Source organism: Galbibacter sp., from assembly GCF_048266365.1.
In the GTDB taxonomy this organism is placed as follows: domain Bacteria; phylum Bacteroidota; class Bacteroidia; order Flavobacteriales; family Flavobacteriaceae; genus Galbibacter.
Window position 1 is genome coordinate 183,128 of sequence record NZ_JBLWZP010000002.1, and the last position, 17,521, is coordinate 200,648.

14 protein-coding genes are annotated in these 17,521 nt (G+C 37.4%); 5 read left to right on the plus strand and 9 right to left on the minus strand.

Annotated features, from left to right (window positions below; genetic code table 11):
• Positions 1-13: 13 nt before the first annotated feature.
• Genes ACN0TV_RS03760 through ACN0TV_RS03775 form a run of 4 tightly spaced genes read right to left on the minus strand, consistent with a single transcriptional unit; the run spans position 14 to position 5,538 of the window.
• Positions 14-1,480, minus strand: coding sequence for a lipopolysaccharide biosynthesis protein (locus tag ACN0TV_RS03760; RefSeq protein WP_417360268.1), 1,467 nt, complete (start codon positions 1,478-1,480; stop codon positions 14-16).
• Positions 1,480-2,757, minus strand: a complete 1,278-nt coding sequence (locus ACN0TV_RS03765; RefSeq protein ID WP_417360270.1) for a glycosyl transferase family 1 — start codon at positions 2,755-2,757, stop codon at positions 1,480-1,482. Before ACN0TV_RS03765 ends, ACN0TV_RS03760 begins: the two co-directional genes overlap by 1 nt.
• A 46-nt stretch (positions 2,758-2,803) precedes the next feature.
• Complete coding sequence (locus tag ACN0TV_RS03770; RefSeq protein WP_417360272.1) at positions 2,804-5,248, minus strand: YfhO family protein; 2,445 nt, start codon at positions 5,246-5,248, stop codon at positions 2,804-2,806.
• 17 nt (positions 5,249-5,265) lie between these two features.
• A complete protein-coding gene (locus tag ACN0TV_RS03775; RefSeq protein WP_417360274.1) occupies positions 5,266-5,538 on the minus strand; it encodes a DUF4834 family protein in 273 nt (90 codons plus the stop codon).
• A gap of 209 nt (positions 5,539-5,747) precedes the next feature.
• Between ACN0TV_RS03775 and ACN0TV_RS03780 the strand changes: the two genes are divergently transcribed.
• Both ACN0TV_RS03780 and ACN0TV_RS03785 read left to right on the plus strand, forming a co-directional pair.
• Positions 5,748-6,722: a transporter gene (locus ACN0TV_RS03780; RefSeq protein ID WP_417360276.1), complete on the plus strand. Its 975-nt coding sequence runs from the start codon at positions 5,748-5,750 to the stop codon at positions 6,720-6,722.
• Between the two features lie 7 nt (positions 6,723-6,729).
• Positions 6,730-7,851 (plus strand): GTP cyclohydrolase, encoded by a 1,122-nt coding sequence (locus tag ACN0TV_RS03785; protein WP_417360278.1) that lies wholly within the window; start codon positions 6,730-6,732, stop codon positions 7,849-7,851.
• Positions 7,852-7,960: 109 nt separating this feature from the next.
• Here the strand turns inward: ACN0TV_RS03785 and ACN0TV_RS03790 are convergent, their stop codons facing one another.
• From ACN0TV_RS03790 to ACN0TV_RS03805, 4 genes are all read right to left on the minus strand, one after another.
• Positions 7,961-9,223: an aminotransferase class I/II-fold pyridoxal phosphate-dependent enzyme gene (locus ACN0TV_RS03790; RefSeq protein ID WP_417360280.1), complete on the minus strand. Its 1,263-nt coding sequence runs from the start codon at positions 9,221-9,223 to the stop codon at positions 7,961-7,963.
• 92 nt (positions 9,224-9,315) lie between these two features.
• Positions 9,316-10,176 carry an SDR family oxidoreductase gene (locus ACN0TV_RS03795; protein WP_417360282.1) on the minus strand — a complete coding sequence of 287 codons (861 nt, stop codon included), beginning with the start codon at positions 10,174-10,176 and terminating at the stop codon, positions 9,316-9,318.
• A gap of 904 nt (positions 10,177-11,080) precedes the next feature.
• Positions 11,081-12,121: a PLP-dependent cysteine synthase family protein gene (locus ACN0TV_RS03800; protein ID WP_417360284.1), complete on the minus strand. Its 1,041-nt coding sequence runs from the start codon at positions 12,119-12,121 to the stop codon at positions 11,081-11,083.
• A gap of 71 nt (positions 12,122-12,192) precedes the next feature.
• Positions 12,193-14,331: a S9 family peptidase gene (locus ACN0TV_RS03805; RefSeq protein ID WP_417360286.1), complete on the minus strand. Its 2,139-nt coding sequence runs from the start codon at positions 14,329-14,331 to the stop codon at positions 12,193-12,195.
• 62 nt (positions 14,332-14,393) lie between these two features.
• Here ACN0TV_RS03805 and ACN0TV_RS03810 point away from each other — a divergent pair, with 62 nt between their 5' ends.
• Positions 14,394-14,717, plus strand: a complete 324-nt coding sequence (locus ACN0TV_RS03810) for a YbaB/EbfC family nucleoid-associated protein (protein ID WP_417360288.1) — start codon at positions 14,394-14,396, stop codon at positions 14,715-14,717.
• 229 nt (positions 14,718-14,946) lie between these two features.
• Entirely contained in the window at positions 14,947-15,273 is a 327-nt protein-coding gene (locus ACN0TV_RS03815; protein WP_417360290.1) for a YegP family protein, read from the plus strand.
• A gap of 7 nt (positions 15,274-15,280) precedes the next feature.
• Here ACN0TV_RS03815 and ACN0TV_RS03820 read toward each other — a convergent pair whose 3' ends face one another.
• A complete protein-coding gene (locus tag ACN0TV_RS03820) occupies positions 15,281-16,306 on the minus strand; it encodes a threonine aldolase family protein (RefSeq protein ID WP_417360292.1) in 1,026 nt (341 codons plus the stop codon).
• A gap of 95 nt (positions 16,307-16,401) precedes the next feature.
• On the opposite strand from ACN0TV_RS03820, the gene prfB reads away from it, so the two are divergent.
• Entirely contained in the window at positions 16,402-17,499 is a 1,098-nt protein-coding gene (prfB, locus tag ACN0TV_RS03825; protein WP_417360294.1) for a peptide chain release factor 2, read from the plus strand.
• Positions 17,500-17,521: the final 22 nt, after the last annotated feature.

Genomic DNA, 17,521 nt, shown 5'->3' on the forward strand with positions numbered 1-17,521 from the left:
TACCTGCGGATTTTTATTTTTTAAGAAAGCTTTTTAATAACCCATTAAATAAAGAAGTGATATCCTCGGATAGTTTTAAAAAATAAACTGACAACGCAAAGAGCATACTTATCATCGTAGATTTTAGAAGGATATTAACGATGGGATGAAAATCAAAATCCCACCAACAGAACATTAAAAATATGGCTGTCATAGCCACTGCGGATCTTAGTGTGGAATTGGTAAAGGGGTGTAAACCTAACTTGCGATATACAAAAATCAGCTTTGTAGTATTGTAAATTACAAAAGCTAGTAAGGTTGCAAAAGCAGCTCCGTTTAATCCCCACTTGGGTATAAATACAATATTTAAACCCACAGTTAAACATGCTAAAAATACTCCAAAGAAAAGCACCATTCGGTAGTAATCTGAATTAAATATAATCGCATTATTGTTTCCCATAAGGTTATCAAATACCTTGGCTAGACCAATCAAGAAAACCACCAGCACTCCTCCTTCATAGTTCTTTGGAAGCAACGTATACATCGCGTTCACATTTAAGGTAATTAACAGGAAAATCACGCCACCCACTAAAAATAAATTTATCGAGCTTTTTTTATACAATACTCCTAATTCAGTCATATTTTTTGTGTTGAGGAGTTTACTGGTGATCGGATAGGTAATTTGATGCATCGCTCTTGCAGGAACTGCAATCACCATAGCCATAAATACTGCGACATTGTAATAGGCTATATTATCAATGCTCTTGAATTGGCCTAACATCACTTTATCGACATCAAGTAGCACAGCGGCCACAGAACCTGTAAGTATAATGAGAAATGAATATTTTAAGACTTGTACATAATTATCAGGAAAACGCCATTTAATCCTTGGTTTCTTAATCCATACCGCGGCCATACCCATAAGAAACAATCGCGAACCATAAACCGCCATTAATAAATAAATAAAGGTATCTACCGCAATCCAATCCAAACTAACACCTCCAAGTAAAGCCATTACCATTACACGGTGATAGACCTCCTTGAGGAGATTCCCATAAACGGATTTCAGATGTACCTTCGCCCAGGCATATAACAGCTCGAAATAGGCCATAAAGAAGGCCAGCACAAAGATGGTCCATACATAGGGCTCCAAGACTTCATTCTTTGAGGTCATTAAATCTACAATCCATCGATAGCTTATAATTCCAATTATAGCGGCTGGAATACATATTAGCAGTGGTAATAATAAAACAAATCCCGTAAAGGCATTCTGTTGTTCCTTATCGGTATAGGAACTAAAAAATTTGATTAAAGTATTTTGGGTGCCAAAGGCCAATATCGGCATAAGTATGGTACTGGCCGAAAGTAAATACCCAACAATTCCATAATGGATAGGGCTTAAAAAATTAGTATATAGAAATAGAGTGTTTATGGCTCCTATAGCAAAACCAACATAAGTTATTATCGTATTTTTTATGGTTTGATTTACTACAATTCCCATCAGTCTATAAATTCTACTAGAGTTCTAGTCAATTCTTTTCTATGATAAGCCTCTACTCCCTTTGAGTGTACAACTAAGTCGTTTGTTTTGTAACTCTGGTAACACTCTAAAATATACAATTTTAATTGTTCACGGTTACTGTAATCAAAAAAACGCCCCGTCTGGGTTTGATCGATCAATCGCGCAACGTCCCAATCCTTAGGACCCATTGCTAATATAGGTCGTTGAGCTGCCATGTATTCAAAGAATTTTCCCGGAATGATCCCTCTAGTCTTATCGGAATCTATTTCTAAAAGTAAAAGCACTTGGGAGCTTTGCTGTAAAGCAATAGCCTGCTGGTGGCCAATATAGCCTCTTAATTGCAATACATCCTTTAGGCCTGCGCGATGAATGCTATGAATGACTTCCTCACTAACAGCACCAGCAAGTATCAGTTCCAAGTCCTTTGAAAATTCAGAATTTTCACCGCATAGTTGAGAAAGTGTTTCCCACAACACCTCTGGGTTTCTTCCACTAAGTAGAGATCCAATATGTGCCAAACTAAATTTTGGACTTAAGGCTTTTGCCTGTGAAGTGTAATTAAGATACCCATTAGTGATCACCTTAATGGGCTTTGAGGTCTTTCGTTCAAACTCCTTTTTGGTAGTAAAACTTGTAGTAATTATTTTATCAGCCTTTTGTAAAACCGAAGTTTCAAGATCTTCGTGCTTTTTTTTTGAAGCCTTACTAAGTTTTAATTCCTCATGATAGCCAATAGTAGTCCATGGGTCTCTAAAATCAGCAACCCAATTCAATTGGGTGTTCCATTGTTTTAGGTTTAAACCAATCAAATGAAGACTGTGTGGAGGGCCTGTGGTAATAACGGTTTTTATCCCGTGCTGATCTATGTAGCTCTTCAAGAAATTTACCGAAGGCTTAACCCAAAGAACACGAGCATCAGGTATAAAAAAATTACCTCTAACCCAAAGCATCGCTCCTTCAATCCATGATTGCTTTTTGGTAGAAATGATCCCTTTACTGATTTGTTGTGTTTTCGATCTCGAAAAAAATGAGGCCCATTTGTAGGGTTCGATGATTGACTTTTTAATGACCGTAATCTCCTGAGGAATTTCACAAACAAACGAATCGTCTGTCATAGGATAATCCGGGTTTTCCGGGATATAGACCACCGCCTGTTTTCCAAATTCTCCCAAGAACTTCACAAAGCTCAACCATCGCTGCACTCCTGGTCCCCCGGCGGGTGGCCAATAATAAGTTATGATTAAAACTTTATCCATAGCAGAAATATAATATAAGGTTGTAAGGCAAAAGACCTTAGTTAGCTCATGATGCCTTCTTCTTGGTCATATAATATACCCCACTTAAAAGTAACAGCAACAAAATAATGTTGCTCGATAGACTAATCATCCCACCTGTTTTAACTACCTGAGGATCAAACTCAAATTTAATTTCGTGGTCTCCAGCCGGAACTCTAAGAGCTCTTAGAGCGTAATCTACTCTAAAATGATCTGCTTGTTGACCATCTATGGTCACCTTCCATCCATCAGGGTAATGCATCTCCGAAAATACAGCCAAACCATTTTCGGTATTTGAAGATTCATAGAGCAATACATTTGGGGTATAATACTTTAGCTTTATTTGCGCAGAGGAATCTACATTAAATCGACCAGGTAATACATCCCCAAAAACACTGTAGTCATATACTGCTGTAGTTTTAGTGTCTATGCTATCTAGGGCAGCAATCTCTTGGTCTGCATTTTCAACAGCTTTAAGTTCTTGGACAAACCAAACCGGTCCATTGGCGTATGGATTTGTCGCTGCGTACAATTGTCCTTTATCATCAGGTCTGATGATATACTTTACATTGAGCATATTGAGAATCCCAACATTGTTTTTTGCTAGTTGATAATCAAACAAATCAGCGAGTCGTTTTGGTTTTGCAGCATGATATCCACCTAATGATTTATGATAGTATGATGTGGATGCACCATTGAGTCCTTCCTGGCTGTTATATACCCTGTAATATCCGTTGTCTTGTAGTATTTGCTTATCAACCTCTGTTTCTTGAAAAGGTTTGTTTAAATAACGTGCGGAGACAAAGTCTTTTTGATTCACATATTGATGGTCAACACCAACTAAATCAATGAGGATCAATGCTCCTATTCCTATCAGCAACAAGTTGGATTTAAGCTTCTCTTTGGCAAAGTACCACAGTGCTGCACTAGCAATAGTGATTAGTATGAAATTTCGAATTAAATCAGATGTCAGCAAGCCCATACGGTCTTCTTTTATTTTCCCCATAAGTTGAGACAGTCCCATTTGGTCAAATTGCTGACGATAATAGGTGTCGTTGACATGAGCGTAATCAAAGGTGCCTTTAAGGAGGAATACAGCTGCAATTATTCCTACACAAACTAAAGCAGACCATTTCAAAGCCCTAAACTTCTGCCTCTGATCGATGTCTTTATTCAAAAACTCTTTCAAGCCCAATATTGCTAATATAGGAACACATAGCTCAATGATCACTTGAATAGACGTTATAGCACGGAATTTATCATAGAGCGGAAAATAATCAATCATAAAATTGGTCAGCGCATTAAAATTATGCCCCCATGACAATACCAATGAAACAATACAGCCAGCAACCAGCCACCATTTTAAAGGTCCTTTGACAAGGTATAACCCTAAGACGAACAGCAGTAGTATAATAGCACCAACGTAGGCTGGTGCCGCTACCCCTGGTTGATCTCCCCAATACATCATATGCGCTGCTTGATTTTCTACAAAATCCTTAGCTTGAACCGCTGGAACACCCTGTGATACTAAAAATTCATAAGTCTTGGAATCCGTACCAAGCGCCTCGTCGTTTCCACCGCCAACAAGGCGCGGAATGAGTAAGTTAAATGATTCGAAAAGTCCATAGCTATATTGGGTGATGTAATCCTTATCCAAACCAGATGTTGCATCCTTAGGACTACCGTCAGGATTTAAAGTAAGTTCACTTGCCCCTCTTGTACTCCACTTTGCATATTGTTGCGTTGCCAGTAAGTTTGTTGCATTGGTTGCAACAGCCAACACCACAGCTATAAATAGTATACCTAAAGATTTAAAAAACCTCGGCAACCACTTCTCTTTATAAGCCAATATCAAATATGTAAATCCTAAAATCAACACCAAAAACATCAAATAATACGTCATCTGAAAGTGATTTGCATTGATCTCAAGTGCCATAGCAAAGGTAGTAAGCAAGAACCCTGAGATATACCTTCGCTGGAATACAAGTAAAATTCCTGCTAGTACAAAGGCAAAATAACCTACTGCATGTGCCTTGGCGTTATGTCCAACGCCGAGTATGATAATGAGATATGTTGAAAAACCGAAGGCCAGAGCCCCTAATAAGGCTAATTTCCAATCGACTCTGAGTACCAATAGTAACACATAGAAACCGATAAAATACAAAAACAAATAATCAGCAGGTCTAGGCAGAAACCGAATAACCTTATCGAGATGCTTTATATAATTATGAGGATAGTTAGCGCCTAATTGGTAGGTAGGCATTCCACCAAAGGCAGAATTGGTCCAATAGGATTCCTCTCCTGAATTTTCTTTAAAATCATTGCGTTCTTTTGACATTCCAATATATTGCACAATATCGCTTTGGAATATTTTTTTCCCTTGAAGAACTGGGGAAAAATAAATAAGTGAAATCAATATAAAAATTAAAAATACTACACTATGAGGTAGTATTTTCTTTAATTGGTCAGTCATATAACAAATTGATTTAGTTATTCAATTTCCTCAAATTCTATGTATTCTCCAACTTTATTTGAAGAATTTGAGTTTGAAGATTGGGGTTTTTTATCGATAACAGTTTCACCTTCTTTATATTTCGAGGTATTTCTTTGATTTTGTTGCTGTTGGGCTTTGTATTGTTGTTCAAACTTCTCCCCCATTTTTTTTGAAGCATACTTCATCAAATAAGGTGCAAACAAACGTGACAAAATCTTAAATCCGTAATAAACCAGAATAATAATTAATATTGTTCTTATTAACTGCATAACAATTCGCTTTCAAAATAAATTCAAAAATACAACAGATTAAGCGTATTTAAAGGTTATAACTACTAAAATAATTATAAAATCTGCTTAATTTATAAGACCAAAGTTAACAAACTACCGTTTGATAAGAAGATCAATGGTGGAAATTTAAAAAATCATGATAAATTGCCGCTAAATCCATAAATTCGTTATTCTAATATTTTTTTGAAATGAAGAAGTCAATCTACTTATTTGCTATCGCCCTGATCGCTATCACTTATGAGATGAATGCACAATATACAGAGGTCATTAATTCCAATCGACCTGGAGCCTCTTACAGTGCATTTGCAGTTGGAAAAAATGTATTCCAAATAGAAGGAGGTTTGTATTACGAACGATGGGACCACTCTTGGTTAAGAACAAAATCCAACCGCTATGCTATGGATGTTGTATTGCGCTACGGCCTTTTATTCGAGCAACTCGAGCTGATATATGATGGGCAGTTTACTCACGCCAAGGTCACTGATAACACGGGTTATAACGCAGAATACTACAATCTAAATAACTTCACAAAAAATACCATAGGTATTAAATACTTAATTTATGATCCGTTTAAAAATCCTGATAAAAATAAGCCTGACCTCTATAGCTGGAAGGCCAACAATCACCTACAGTGGAAAAACCTCATTCCAGCAATAGCTGTTTACGCAGGAATCAATTTAAATTTCGGAGACAATCCTTTCTATCCAGAGGATCCTAACTTCAGTCCAAAGGTAATGGTAGCCACACAACACCATCTCACTCCAAATTGGGTGTTTGTTATGAATTTTGCTTACGATAAGTTCACCTCCGACACCCCTATGTTTAGCTATGTAATGACACTCACCCATGCGCTTCGTGACCCAAGATATACTATCTTTGTAGAACATCAAGGATTTCAAAGCGATTACTATTCCGATGGAATCTTTAGAATGGGAGCCGCTCGATTATTTAATAAGGATTTTCAATTAGATGCCTCGTTTGGGATTAATATAAAGGATACCCCTGCCCGATTCTTTGGTGCAATCGGAGCTTCTTATCGTTTAGATTTTCATAAGGATTCGCAAAAGAACAAAGATAACTTCACCGACCAAGACAGAGAATTCATTAAGGATGCCAAGAAAAAAAGAAAGAATACCAATCCATTTGAAGAATTAGAAGATTGATAGTTATATGATAGAAATTACACAAGCAAGTACTAAAAAACAATTAAAGGAATTTATACAATTTCAATTTAATTTATACAAGACATCAGATAATTGGGTACCCCCCATAATAAGTGAGGAGCTCAATAATTTTGACAAAACAAAAAATCCAGCTTTCAAAGATGCTGATGCATGGTTTTTTCTGGCTCATAAAGACGACCAAATCGTTGGCAGGGTCTGCGCTATTGTGAACTGGAATGAAGTAAAACAACAAGGCAATCGCAAGCTCAGATTCGGATGGTTTGACCTCATTAATGATCAGGAAGTTTGCAATGCCCTTTTAGATCAGGTCGTAGCCATTGGAAAAGAACATCAATTGGAGTACATAGAGGGACCTGCAGGCTTTTCAAATATGGACAAAGCAGGTATGCTAATCGAGGGCTTTGATCGCATCGGAAGTATGCCTACCAACTACAATTATTCCTATTACCCAGAGCTCCTTGAAAATTACGGATTCAAAAAAGAGGTCGATTGGAAGGAATATGAAATTAAAATGCCAGAACAGATTCCTGATAAACTTGCAAAATTTTCAATCTTACTTCAAAAAAAGTACAATTTAAGAGTCTTAGACATTCCAAATACAAAATCCTTACTCCCTTATGCCGAGAAGATATTTGATCTCATGAATAGGTCCTACCAAAATTTGGAATCTTTCACGCCGATCAAACCCTATCAAGTTGAGCATTACAAAAACAAGTATTTAAAGTTTCTAGATCCAGATTTTGTTATCCTTATCGCGGATGAAGATGACAAGCTTGTCGGTTTTTCGGTTATTATGCCTTCGTTTTCTAAAGCTTTACAAAAGGCCAAAGGGAAACTATTTCCATTCGGATTTTACCATCTGTTAAAGGCCCAAAAATCAGGGGAGAAAGTTACACTTCTACTCATTGGTATTGCACCCGAATATATGCGTAAAGGACTGACCGCAATTATATTTCATGAGACCTATAAGACCTTTCTAAAAAGAGGAACTAAAGTTATGGAGACCAATCCAGAGTTGGAAACCAACAATCAAATACATGCCTTGTGGAAGGACTACAACCCACAGCTGATTAAGAAATGGCGTACCTATCGTAAACACCTATCCTAATTAGGACTCCGCTTAGGCATAAAATTAAAGAAGCTCAGAATATACTTTAAGGTATTTCTGAGCTTCTTTAATTTTAATGAGTGTTAAATCCAACAACTGGATACCACTATTATTTATCACCCATAGCGGCTTCAACAGCAGCTGAAAGGCGTTTGTACGTTCCATTTTCCAAGCGATCTCTAATTGCAGAGAACGCATCTAATGTAAGTCGAATATCTTCTAAATCATGTGTAGCGGTAGGAATCATGCGCAAAAGAATCAATCCTTTAGGTATTACAGGATATACCACTATCGAGCAGAAAATCCCATAATTCTCACGTAAATCTTTGACCAAAGCCATAGCCTCAGGAATACTTCCGTTTAAATATACTGGAGTAACACAACTTTGAGTAGTTCCAATGTTAAAGCCACGTTCTTTCAAACCATTTTGAAGGGCATTAACATTCTCCCATAGTTTTTCTTTAAGCTCAGGCATTGTTCTTAACATATCTAAACGCTTCAAACCACCTTTTACATATATCATTGGTAATGACTTAGCAAACATCTGAGAACGCAGGTTATATTTAAGATAATCTATTACTTCTTTATCCCCAGCCAAAAATGCTCCAATTCCAGCCATAGACTTCGCAAAGGTTGCGAAATAGACATCTATTTGATCTTGAACACCTTGCTCTTCTCCAGTTCCGGCTCCAGTTTTACCCAAAGTTCCAAAACCGTGAGCATCATCTACTAAAAGTCTAAAGTTGAATTTACCTTTAAGGGCAACGATTTCTTTTAAACGTCCTTGCTCTCCACGCATTCCAAATACACCTTCAGAGATCACTAAAATTCCGCCTCCGGTTTGTTCTGCCATTTTAGTAGCACGCTCTAAGTTTTTCTCAAGGCTCTCCATATCATTATGTTGATATGTAAAGCGTTTACCCATGTGAAGTCGAACACCATCAATAATACAAGCGTGCGCATCAACATCATAAACGATGATATCATCCTTGGTAACTAATGCATCAATAGCAGATACCATTCCTTGGTATCCGAAATTCAATAAATACGCAGCCTGTTTGTCCACAAATTCTGCGAGCTCGTTCTGTAGTTGTTCGTGTAGGTCAGTGTGACCACTCATCATTCGCGCTCCCATCGGGTAAGCAGCGCCATGCTCAGCAGCAGCCTCTGCATCCACCTTTAGTACCTCCGGATGATTTGCCAACCCGAGGTAATCATTAATACTCCAGGTGATAACATCTTTTCCATTAAACTTCATTCTATTCGAGATATGTCCTTCCAATTTTGGAAATACGAAATATCCCTCAGCCTGAGAAGCCCATTTTCCTAATGGACCTTTATTCTCAATTATTCTTTCAAATAAGTCTCTCATGTAAATGGAGGTTTTCTATTCTTTTAATTGTATTATATGTTTACTCAACAGTGGGCAAAAGTAACTAAAATTAAGGTCTTTTCATAACATATTTACGAATCTTGTAAAAGATGACGAAATTGCTTTTGGAACATCTTATCTAAGAATTTATCCGGCAAGACATGTATCGCCAGCCAGAACAACCACTTTTTAGGCGCTACCAAATATCTAGTTTTTGCTTTATTACCCTCGGCAATGCCATAAATTAAATTTGCGACAATACCGGCATCTAAAGCAGCCCCTTCCATTCCTTGAACCGCCTTATCCATCTTTGCATAAATCCGTTCATATGGCGTGCCTTTGTACTTATTAATCTGCTCAGCTGATTCAGCTTTGGCCTTATTCCATATTTCAGATTGTATAGGCCCCGGTTCAATAATAGTTACACCAATTCCAAAATCTAATAATTCTCTTCTTAAGCCATCAGAAACGGCTTCAACAGCATGTTTGGAGGCTGCATATGGCGCCATAAAGGGACGTGTAACACGGCCAGCTCCACTACTGATATTTATTATCCTTCCCTTTGGAAGGTTATTGTCAAAACCTAACAATGGTAAAAAGGTTTGGGTCACTCTTACCATGCCCAATACATTTATATCCAGTTGCTCTGAAAACTCCTCTAGTGCAATATAGGCCATTGGGCCATTAACGGATACCCCAGCATTGTTTACAAGGCAATTTAGGGGCTTGTCCCCCAAGACCTCTTTAACTTTCAAAAAAGCATCTTGTATGGCTTTTAAATCCTGAACATCGAAAATCAACGGATGAAAGTTTTCTCCCAATTCCCCTGCAAGACGCTCAGCATCAGCTCGTTTTCTGACGCTACCAAAAACAAGGTAACCTCTGGATAAAAATAATTTTGCAGTACTCCATCCAATTCCAGAGGATACTCCAGTGATCAATATACTTTTCATAGATATTTTTAAATTTAGAAACGGGTTAATTATCCATGACCCAAATTTTCCATAGCCCTTCGGCATTTAGTATTGCTTTATTCTCTTTGTATTGTTTCCATTTTTGTCCTGTCAAATAATTCATGCTAGTATCTAAATTAAAGTGCCGCACTAATTTCGATATACCTTGTACTTTTGATTTTATAGAGTCATTAGCTCTCAAGGATAGCGAGAATCCTTCTTTCGAAAAATATACAAAATGCCACCAAAGTTATGGAATAAACAGGATTTTACCGTACTGGATAACCACTTTAAGACCTTTGGCTGGTTTAAAAACAGGATATCTTTTAAATCTGATTTAAGAACATTCACGCGGGAATGCTTCGTGTATGGTAGTTTATATAAAAGCTCAGACTGATTCCAAGGGTATAGAAATACAACCTTTTGCATTTGAAAATGCGTTAAAAACAAATGTGAACAACCATTATTGTAATGAAGATTTAGTGCCGAGCCTTCCCTTCCAAGAAACATCAGTGCAAATTTTAAAAAACCATCCATTATTGTGGGTAGAGTATAATTATTTGCTAGCTCAGGAGAACGCTTCATAATTTGAAAATTATGGAATCTTAAATTCGTTGGTTTGCTCTCTATAATATTCAGACACTCTTCAAACCATTATAAGTAGTGGGCCTCATATAGTCATTACCTGAATTGTGATAGGAATCATCATACATCGGAATTTCCTAATCGCCATATCGCTGCCGGAAAAAGTCGAAAGTCCACTTTTCCCTGGCGAGCCATTATTTTGTCAAATCTTTAAAAATTACAGGTCTCTAGGTAGAAAGATACTGTTCTTTAAATTCCTCTTTGGTGATTCCGTCAACTTTATCAACCAAATTGAAATCCGACATGTCTAAAAACTAATTTATTTGATATATTCTATTTTCTGAGTTGTTTCAGTATTAACAGAATCAAAGAAACCTTGATCCCTCATCCATTCATCACTATAGATCTTACTCATATAGCGTGATCCATGATCTGGGAATATCAGTATAACATTACTATCCTTGTCAAATTCACCCTGTTCAGCTAATTGTTTAGCTGCTTGAAATGAAGCGCCGCTGGTATAACCTACAAAGCATCCTTCCGTTTTTGAAATCATCCGAGCTGTATGAGCGCTTTCTTCGTCAGTAACTTTGATAAATTTATCGATGACATCAAAATCCGTTGCACCAGGTATTAGATTTTTCCCTAAACCTTCGATTCTATAGGGGTAAATTTCATTGGAATCAAATTCCCGAGTTTCGTGATATTTTTTCAAAACAGATCCGTAAGCATCTACTCCTATTACCTTAATATTAGGATTCATCTCTTTTAGGAAACGACCTGTCCCCGATATAGTACCCCCAGTTCCACTGCAAGCAATAAGGTGTGTAATCTGTCCATTGGTTTGCTCCCATATTTCCGGACCGGTAGTCCTGTAATGAGCCTCCATATTGAGTTGATTAAAATATTGATTGATGTAGACAGAACCCTGCATTTCTTCATGGATTCTTCTAGCGACTTGATAGTATGACCTAGGATCATCCGCACTAACATGTGCAGGACACACATACACCTTCGCTCCCATTGCGCGTAGCATATCAATCTTATCCGGCGATGACTTTGAACTCACAGCTAGAATGCATTCATACCCCTTTATCACACTCACCATGGCAATGCTAAAACCAGTATTCCCTGAGGTGGTTTCAATAATGGTATCTCCTGGTTTTAAAATTCCTTTACGTTCAGCTTCTTCAATAATATGCAGTGCTATTCTATCTTTGCTAGAATGCCCGGGATTAAAAGCCTCAACTTTAGCGTAAAAGTTTCCTATAAGATTTTGGGTTATTGTACTTAGTTTTAGTAAGGGTGTATTACCTATTAAATCTAAAACATTATCGTAAGCATTTATCTTTTGTTTCATAGAAATTTGGTTAGATACAAAATAGATTTGAATTCCTCCAAACCCTGCAAATTTAAATACTTTTTTTAAAACTATTGATTAATTCCTTCTAAATCTAAAATAAAGGCATATTCTTGGGCCACCTCTTTCAAAGCTTCAAAACGTCCCGAAGCACCGCCATGGCCTGTTTCCATATTGGTTTGAAAAAGCAATATTTGTTTGCCTTTTTTAACATTTCTTAACTTTGCAACCCATTTGGCAGGTTCCCAATACTGTACCTGAGAATCATGAAACCCGGTAGTGACAAGTAAATTCGGATACTCTTGTGCCTGAACGTTATCATAGGGAGAATAAGACTTCATATAGTTGTAATACTCTTTTTTATTTGGATTTCCCCATTCATCGTATTCACCTGTGGTCAGTGGTATGGATTCATCAAGCATGGTAGTTAATACATCTACAAATGGAACAGCGGCAATGACACCGTTATAAAGTTCAGGTGCCATATTTACTACAGCTCCCATCAACAATCCTCCTGCAGAGCCCCCCATCGCATACATATGTTCTCTGGTGGTATAACCTTTTTTTATTAAGAATTCGGTACAATTAATAAAATCAGTAAAGGTGTTTTTCTTTTTCAAGAGCTTTCCGTCTTCATACCACTGCCGTCCTAAATATTCTCCGCCTCTGATATGCGCAATGGCATAGATAAACCCTCTGTCGAGTAAAGAAATTCGTACCGTTGAAAAATAAGGATCTATAGTCGCTCCATAAGAACCGTACCCATACAATAGTAGCGGATTCTGTCCATCTTTTTTCATATCCTTCCTATAGATAAGGGAAATTGGAATCTTGGTACCATCGTTGGCCTGAGCCCATACCCTTTCAGAGGCATAATTATCTTTATCAAAGCTACCTCCTAATACTTCTTGTTCCTTTTTGACTTCTCTTTCTTTAGTATTCATATTAAAGTCAATGGTACTCGCTGGCGTTGTCAGTGAATTGTAGACAAAACGAAGTGTATCTGTATCAAACTCCAAATTTGTAGAGGTAAATACGGTATAGGTTTCATTATCAAAAGGAATATAATAGGAATCGGTGTTATCCCACCTGCGTATCATGATTTCATTTAAACCATTTGATCGTTCACTCACTACCAAATAATTTTTAAAAATATCTATATCTTCCAACAACACCTCAGGTCGGTGTGCAATTACTTCCCCCCAATGTTCTTTTGAGGTGTTATCCACTGGGGTTTTCATGAGCTTAAAATTGGTAGCTCCATCCGCATTGGTCAATATATAAAAGGTATCCTCATAATGTGAAATACTGTATTCTAGCCCCCGAATTCTGGGCTGAAATATTCGAGGCTCTTGTTCAGGATGTTCAGCATCTATAAAACTAAATTCAGTAGTTAAGGTGCTGCCTGAACCGAAAACAATATACTTTTGGGATTTGGTTTTATAAACAAAGGCTCTAAAAGTTTCGTCCTTTTCATGATAGACAAGCTCGTCTTGGGTAGCTATACCCTTTCCATCAAACTTGTGCTTAAACACCTTGTCAGAACGAAGGGTTTGCTTGTCCTTTCTGATATAAAAAAATGTTTTATTATCATTAGCCCAAGTGCTCGTTCCTGTGGTATTTTCAATACGCAAAGGATATATCTCGTTGGTCTCCAGATTCTTCACCTGCAACACATACTCTCTTCTACTTACGGTGTCCACCCCAAAGACTGCCAATTTATTGTCAGGGCTTATATTGATGCCGTTTAAATTAAAATAAGCATGTCCTTCAGCCATTGCATTACAATCGAAGATCACCTGCTGTTGTGCACCCGGCTCATCCTTTTTTCGAAGGTAAATCGGATAATCCTTACCTGTTTCATATTTAGTATAGTACCAGTATCCATTGTACTTATAGGGGACAGATGAATCATCTTCCTTAATTCTTGATTTCATTTCTTTAAAAAGAGAATCTTTGAAATCATCTGTATGAGCGGTCATTTTATTGTAATAGTCGTTCTCACGTTCTAAATAGTCCACCACCTCAGGGTTTTCCCTCTCATTTAGCCAAAAGTATTGATCAACTCTGATATCACCATGTTTCTCTAATATCTTTTCTTTTATATCCGCAACTGGCGGGGTAATATTTTCCATAGCCTCTTGTTGTTTCTTTTTACAGGAACTCACAAAAATAAGGCATAGTATAAGAATAGAAGTAAAGTACCGCATATAAATTTTTATTGGTTAAATTTTGAAGTAATTTAGTAAATTTGTCGCAAAAACTTAATATTATGTTTGGAGATCTCATGGGTATGATGGGAAAATTAAAAGAAACCCAGCAAAAAGTAGAAGAAACCAAAAAAAGACTCGATACAGTTACCTTGAGTGAAAAAAGCCCCGACAACCTCATTCAAGTTACAATTACAGCAAATAGAGCGTTAAAAGGGATCGAACTTGATCCTAGTTTACTAGAAGACAAGGAGCAACTAGAAGATTACCTAGTACTGTATATCAACAAAGCTATTGCGCAAGCCACTAAAATTAATGAAGCGGAATTGGCAGCAGTAGCTAAAGAAGGAATGCCAAACATTCCTGGTATGGATATGTTTAAATAATAGTGGTCCTAATTTTTTAACCCGTACTCAATGTCATCGTTTTCGTCACAAGCTACAGTAGTACGTGGCTCTATATTGAAATCTGTATATGCAAAATCATCTTAAAGGCAACTTGTGAGAATGTAAAAAATGGAAAGTATTGATATTGTTATCAATATATTTTTTAAATTCACAAGGAATGTAGAACATCGTTCATTTTTTTAAATGAACACTTAAGTTGAATAGCACTATGTATAAGATTGAGAGAACAAGTCCTGGTAACGATTTTAATTTTGTATTGCTGGCAGAACACGGGCACACCATTCTTAAAAGTAATTTTTTTGATAGTGTTGAAGACGTAAAAAAACAAATTGAAAGTGTCAAGACAAACGCCTTGAACATGAGTCGTTATGAGCGCAAAACTACTTCTGACGGCAAATTCTATTTCAATCTAACAAACGCTAGCGGTGCTGTATTAGGAAGAAGCCAAACCTACTCCTCTGAAGCTGGTATGGAAAACGGTATTCTTGCCGTTAAAAGCAATGCACATACTCTACAAATTCAGCTACCCTCTTAAGGCTGTATTAAAGTTCCAAATTTTTTAATATCTCTAATGTTTCTGAATGCATCCTAGCTGTATAATCTAAGTGGGTTACCATTCTAAGCTTCCCTTGCCCCAAGTGTATAATACGAATGTTGTGCCGCCCTAAAACATCTAAAAACTCAGGCACCACTACCCTTTCATCTAAGTAAAAGATTACAATATTGGTTTCTACAGGTTCAATGGCTCTTACAAAAGTCTTGGCATGAAGTACTTCTGCTAATTCTTTAGCCCTTTGGTGATCCTCTGCTAGACGATCTATATGATGATCCAAAGCATACAGCCCGGCTGCAGCTAAATATCCGATTTGACGCATCCCTCCACCTAAAACTTTACGTACACGTAGGGCTTTTGAAATAAATGCTTCATCGCCTATCAATAATGAACCCACTGGACATCCTAAACCTTTACTCAAACACACCGAAATGGAATCAAATAGTTCCCCATATTGGTTTGGGCTTTCATTTCTGGCTACCATAGCATTCCAGATCCGAGCACCATCCAAGTGCATGCCTAAATCATTTTGATCACAGACTTTACGGATTTTTTTTATTTCATTTAAATCCCAACAACTACCTCCAGCACTGTTTGCAGTGTTCTCTATACAGACTAATGAAGTAAGTGGTGTATGGTAGAATTCGGGGGAATTGATCACATTGCTTACCTGTGGTGCTGTAAAGGTCCCATTTTCACCATCGATCAGCCTACAGCTGACACCACTATTAAAACTCACTCCACCTCCTTCAAAGTTAAACACATGAGCATCTTTATCCGCAATCAATTGCTCTCCGGGCTGTGTATGCACCTTTATCGCAGTTTGATTCGCCATTGTCCCACTAGGGAAAAACAAGGCAGCTTGCTTGCTAAACATTTTTGCCACTCTGGTTTCCAGTGCTATAACTGTGGGGTCTTCTTTGAACACATCGTCACCGACTTGAGCTTTCATCATATAATCCAGCATCTCAGCTGTCGGTCTGGTGACGGTATCACTGATTAAATTTACTTCCATCTGAATAGTTTTAACTATCGCTAAAGTTAAACAACCGCGGCTAAAAACTTATTAAGATTAAAAAAAGTTGTTATACTTTTGAAAAAAATAATGTTATGATTAGCCATGAACAGGTGAAAAATCTTGCGGATAGAACGGAAGATCTTAGGAAATATCTCAATATAGAGCAGAAGTTAATTGAAATTCAGAATGAAGAAGAAAAGACATTTGCTCCAGATTTTTGGGATAAACCCAAGGAGGCAGAAAACATCATGAAAGTCCTCCGAACCCAAAAAAAATGGGTTAATGATTTTCAACGCTCTAAAACCATGGTTAGCGATTTAGAGGTTTTATTAGAATTTTATAAAGAAGGGGATGCCACTGAAGAGGATGTGTTAAATCAATACCACAACGTTAAGGAACATATAGAAAGCCTAGAATTCAAAAATATGCTTTCGGAAGAAGGTGATAATATGAGTGCTGTACTACAGATCACATCCGGTGCCGGTGGTACCGAGAGCTGTGATTGGGCATCCATGCTTATGAGAATGTATCTTATGTGGGGAGAAAAGCACGGTTATAAAATTAAGGAACTCAATCACCAAGAAGGCGATGTTGCCGGAATAAAGACAGTGACCTTAGAATTCGAAGGAGATTTTGCCTTCGGTTGGTTAAAGGGAGAAAATGGCGTTCACCGTTTGGTGAGAATCTCACCTTTTGATAGTAACGCCAAACGACACACTTCTTTTGCTTCTGTTTATGTGTATCCGCTAGCAGACGACTCTATTGAAATTGATATTAATCCAGCGGATATCTCCTGGGACTTTGCGCGCTCTAGTGGTGCAGGTGGGCAAAATGTCAACAAGGTAGAGACCAAAGCCATACTTACCCACCACCCTACCGGAATTATCATTCATAACTCAGAGACGCGTTCACAGCTCGAAAACAGAGAGAAGGCCATGCAGATGCTTAAATCTCAATTGTACGAAATTGAGCTTAAGAAAAGACAAGCAGCCAAGGATGAGATCGAGGCAGGAAAAATGAAAATTGAATGGGGATCACAGATTAGAAATTATGTATTACATCCCTATAAACTTATAAAAGATGTACGCTCAGGTCATGAAACCGGAAATGTTGACCATGTTATGGATGGAGGGCTTGATGAGTTTTTAAAGGCCTATTTAATGATGATGGGACAAAGTCAAGAGGATTGATCACATTGCAAAAAGCAATGGT

Coding starts and splice junctions, on each gene's coding strand:
- ACN0TV_RS03790 (WP_417360280.1), bottom strand. CDS start 9,223: ATGAGAGACTTATTTGAAAGAATAATTGAGAATAAAGGTCCATTAGGA.
- ACN0TV_RS03780 (WP_417360276.1), top strand. CDS start 5,748: ATGAAGAAGTCAATCTACTTATTTGCTATCGCCCTGATCGCTATCACT.
- ACN0TV_RS03760 (WP_417360268.1), bottom strand. CDS start 1,480: ATGGGAATTGTAGTAAATCAAACCATAAAAAATACGATAATAACTTAT.
- ACN0TV_RS03765 (WP_417360270.1), bottom strand. CDS start 2,757: ATGGATAAAGTTTTAATCATAACTTATTATTGGCCACCCGCCGGGGGA.
- ACN0TV_RS03805 (WP_417360286.1), bottom strand. CDS start 14,331: ATGCGGTACTTTACTTCTATTCTTATACTATGCCTTATTTTTGTGAGT.
- ACN0TV_RS03795 (WP_417360282.1), bottom strand. CDS start 10,176: ATGAAAAGTATATTGATCACTGGAGTATCCTCTGGAATTGGATGGAGT.
- ACN0TV_RS03800 (WP_417360284.1), bottom strand. CDS start 12,121: ATGAAACAAAAGATAAATGCTTACGATAATGTTTTAGATTTAATAGGT.
- prfB (WP_417360294.1), top strand. CDS start 16,402: ATGATTAGCCATGAACAGGTGAAAAATCTTGCGGATAGAACGGAAGAT.
- ACN0TV_RS03775 (WP_417360274.1), bottom strand. CDS start 5,538: ATGCAGTTAATAAGAACAATATTAATTATTATTCTGGTTTATTACGGA.
- ACN0TV_RS03815 (WP_417360290.1), top strand. CDS start 14,947: ATGTATAAGATTGAGAGAACAAGTCCTGGTAACGATTTTAATTTTGTA.
- ACN0TV_RS03770 (WP_417360272.1), bottom strand. CDS start 5,248: ATGACTGACCAATTAAAGAAAATACTACCTCATAGTGTAGTATTTTTA.
- ACN0TV_RS03785 (WP_417360278.1), top strand. CDS start 6,730: ATGATAGAAATTACACAAGCAAGTACTAAAAAACAATTAAAGGAATTT.
- ACN0TV_RS03810 (WP_417360288.1), top strand. CDS start 14,394: ATGTTTGGAGATCTCATGGGTATGATGGGAAAATTAAAAGAAACCCAG.
- ACN0TV_RS03820 (WP_417360292.1), bottom strand. CDS start 16,306: ATGGAAGTAAATTTAATCAGTGATACCGTCACCAGACCGACAGCTGAG.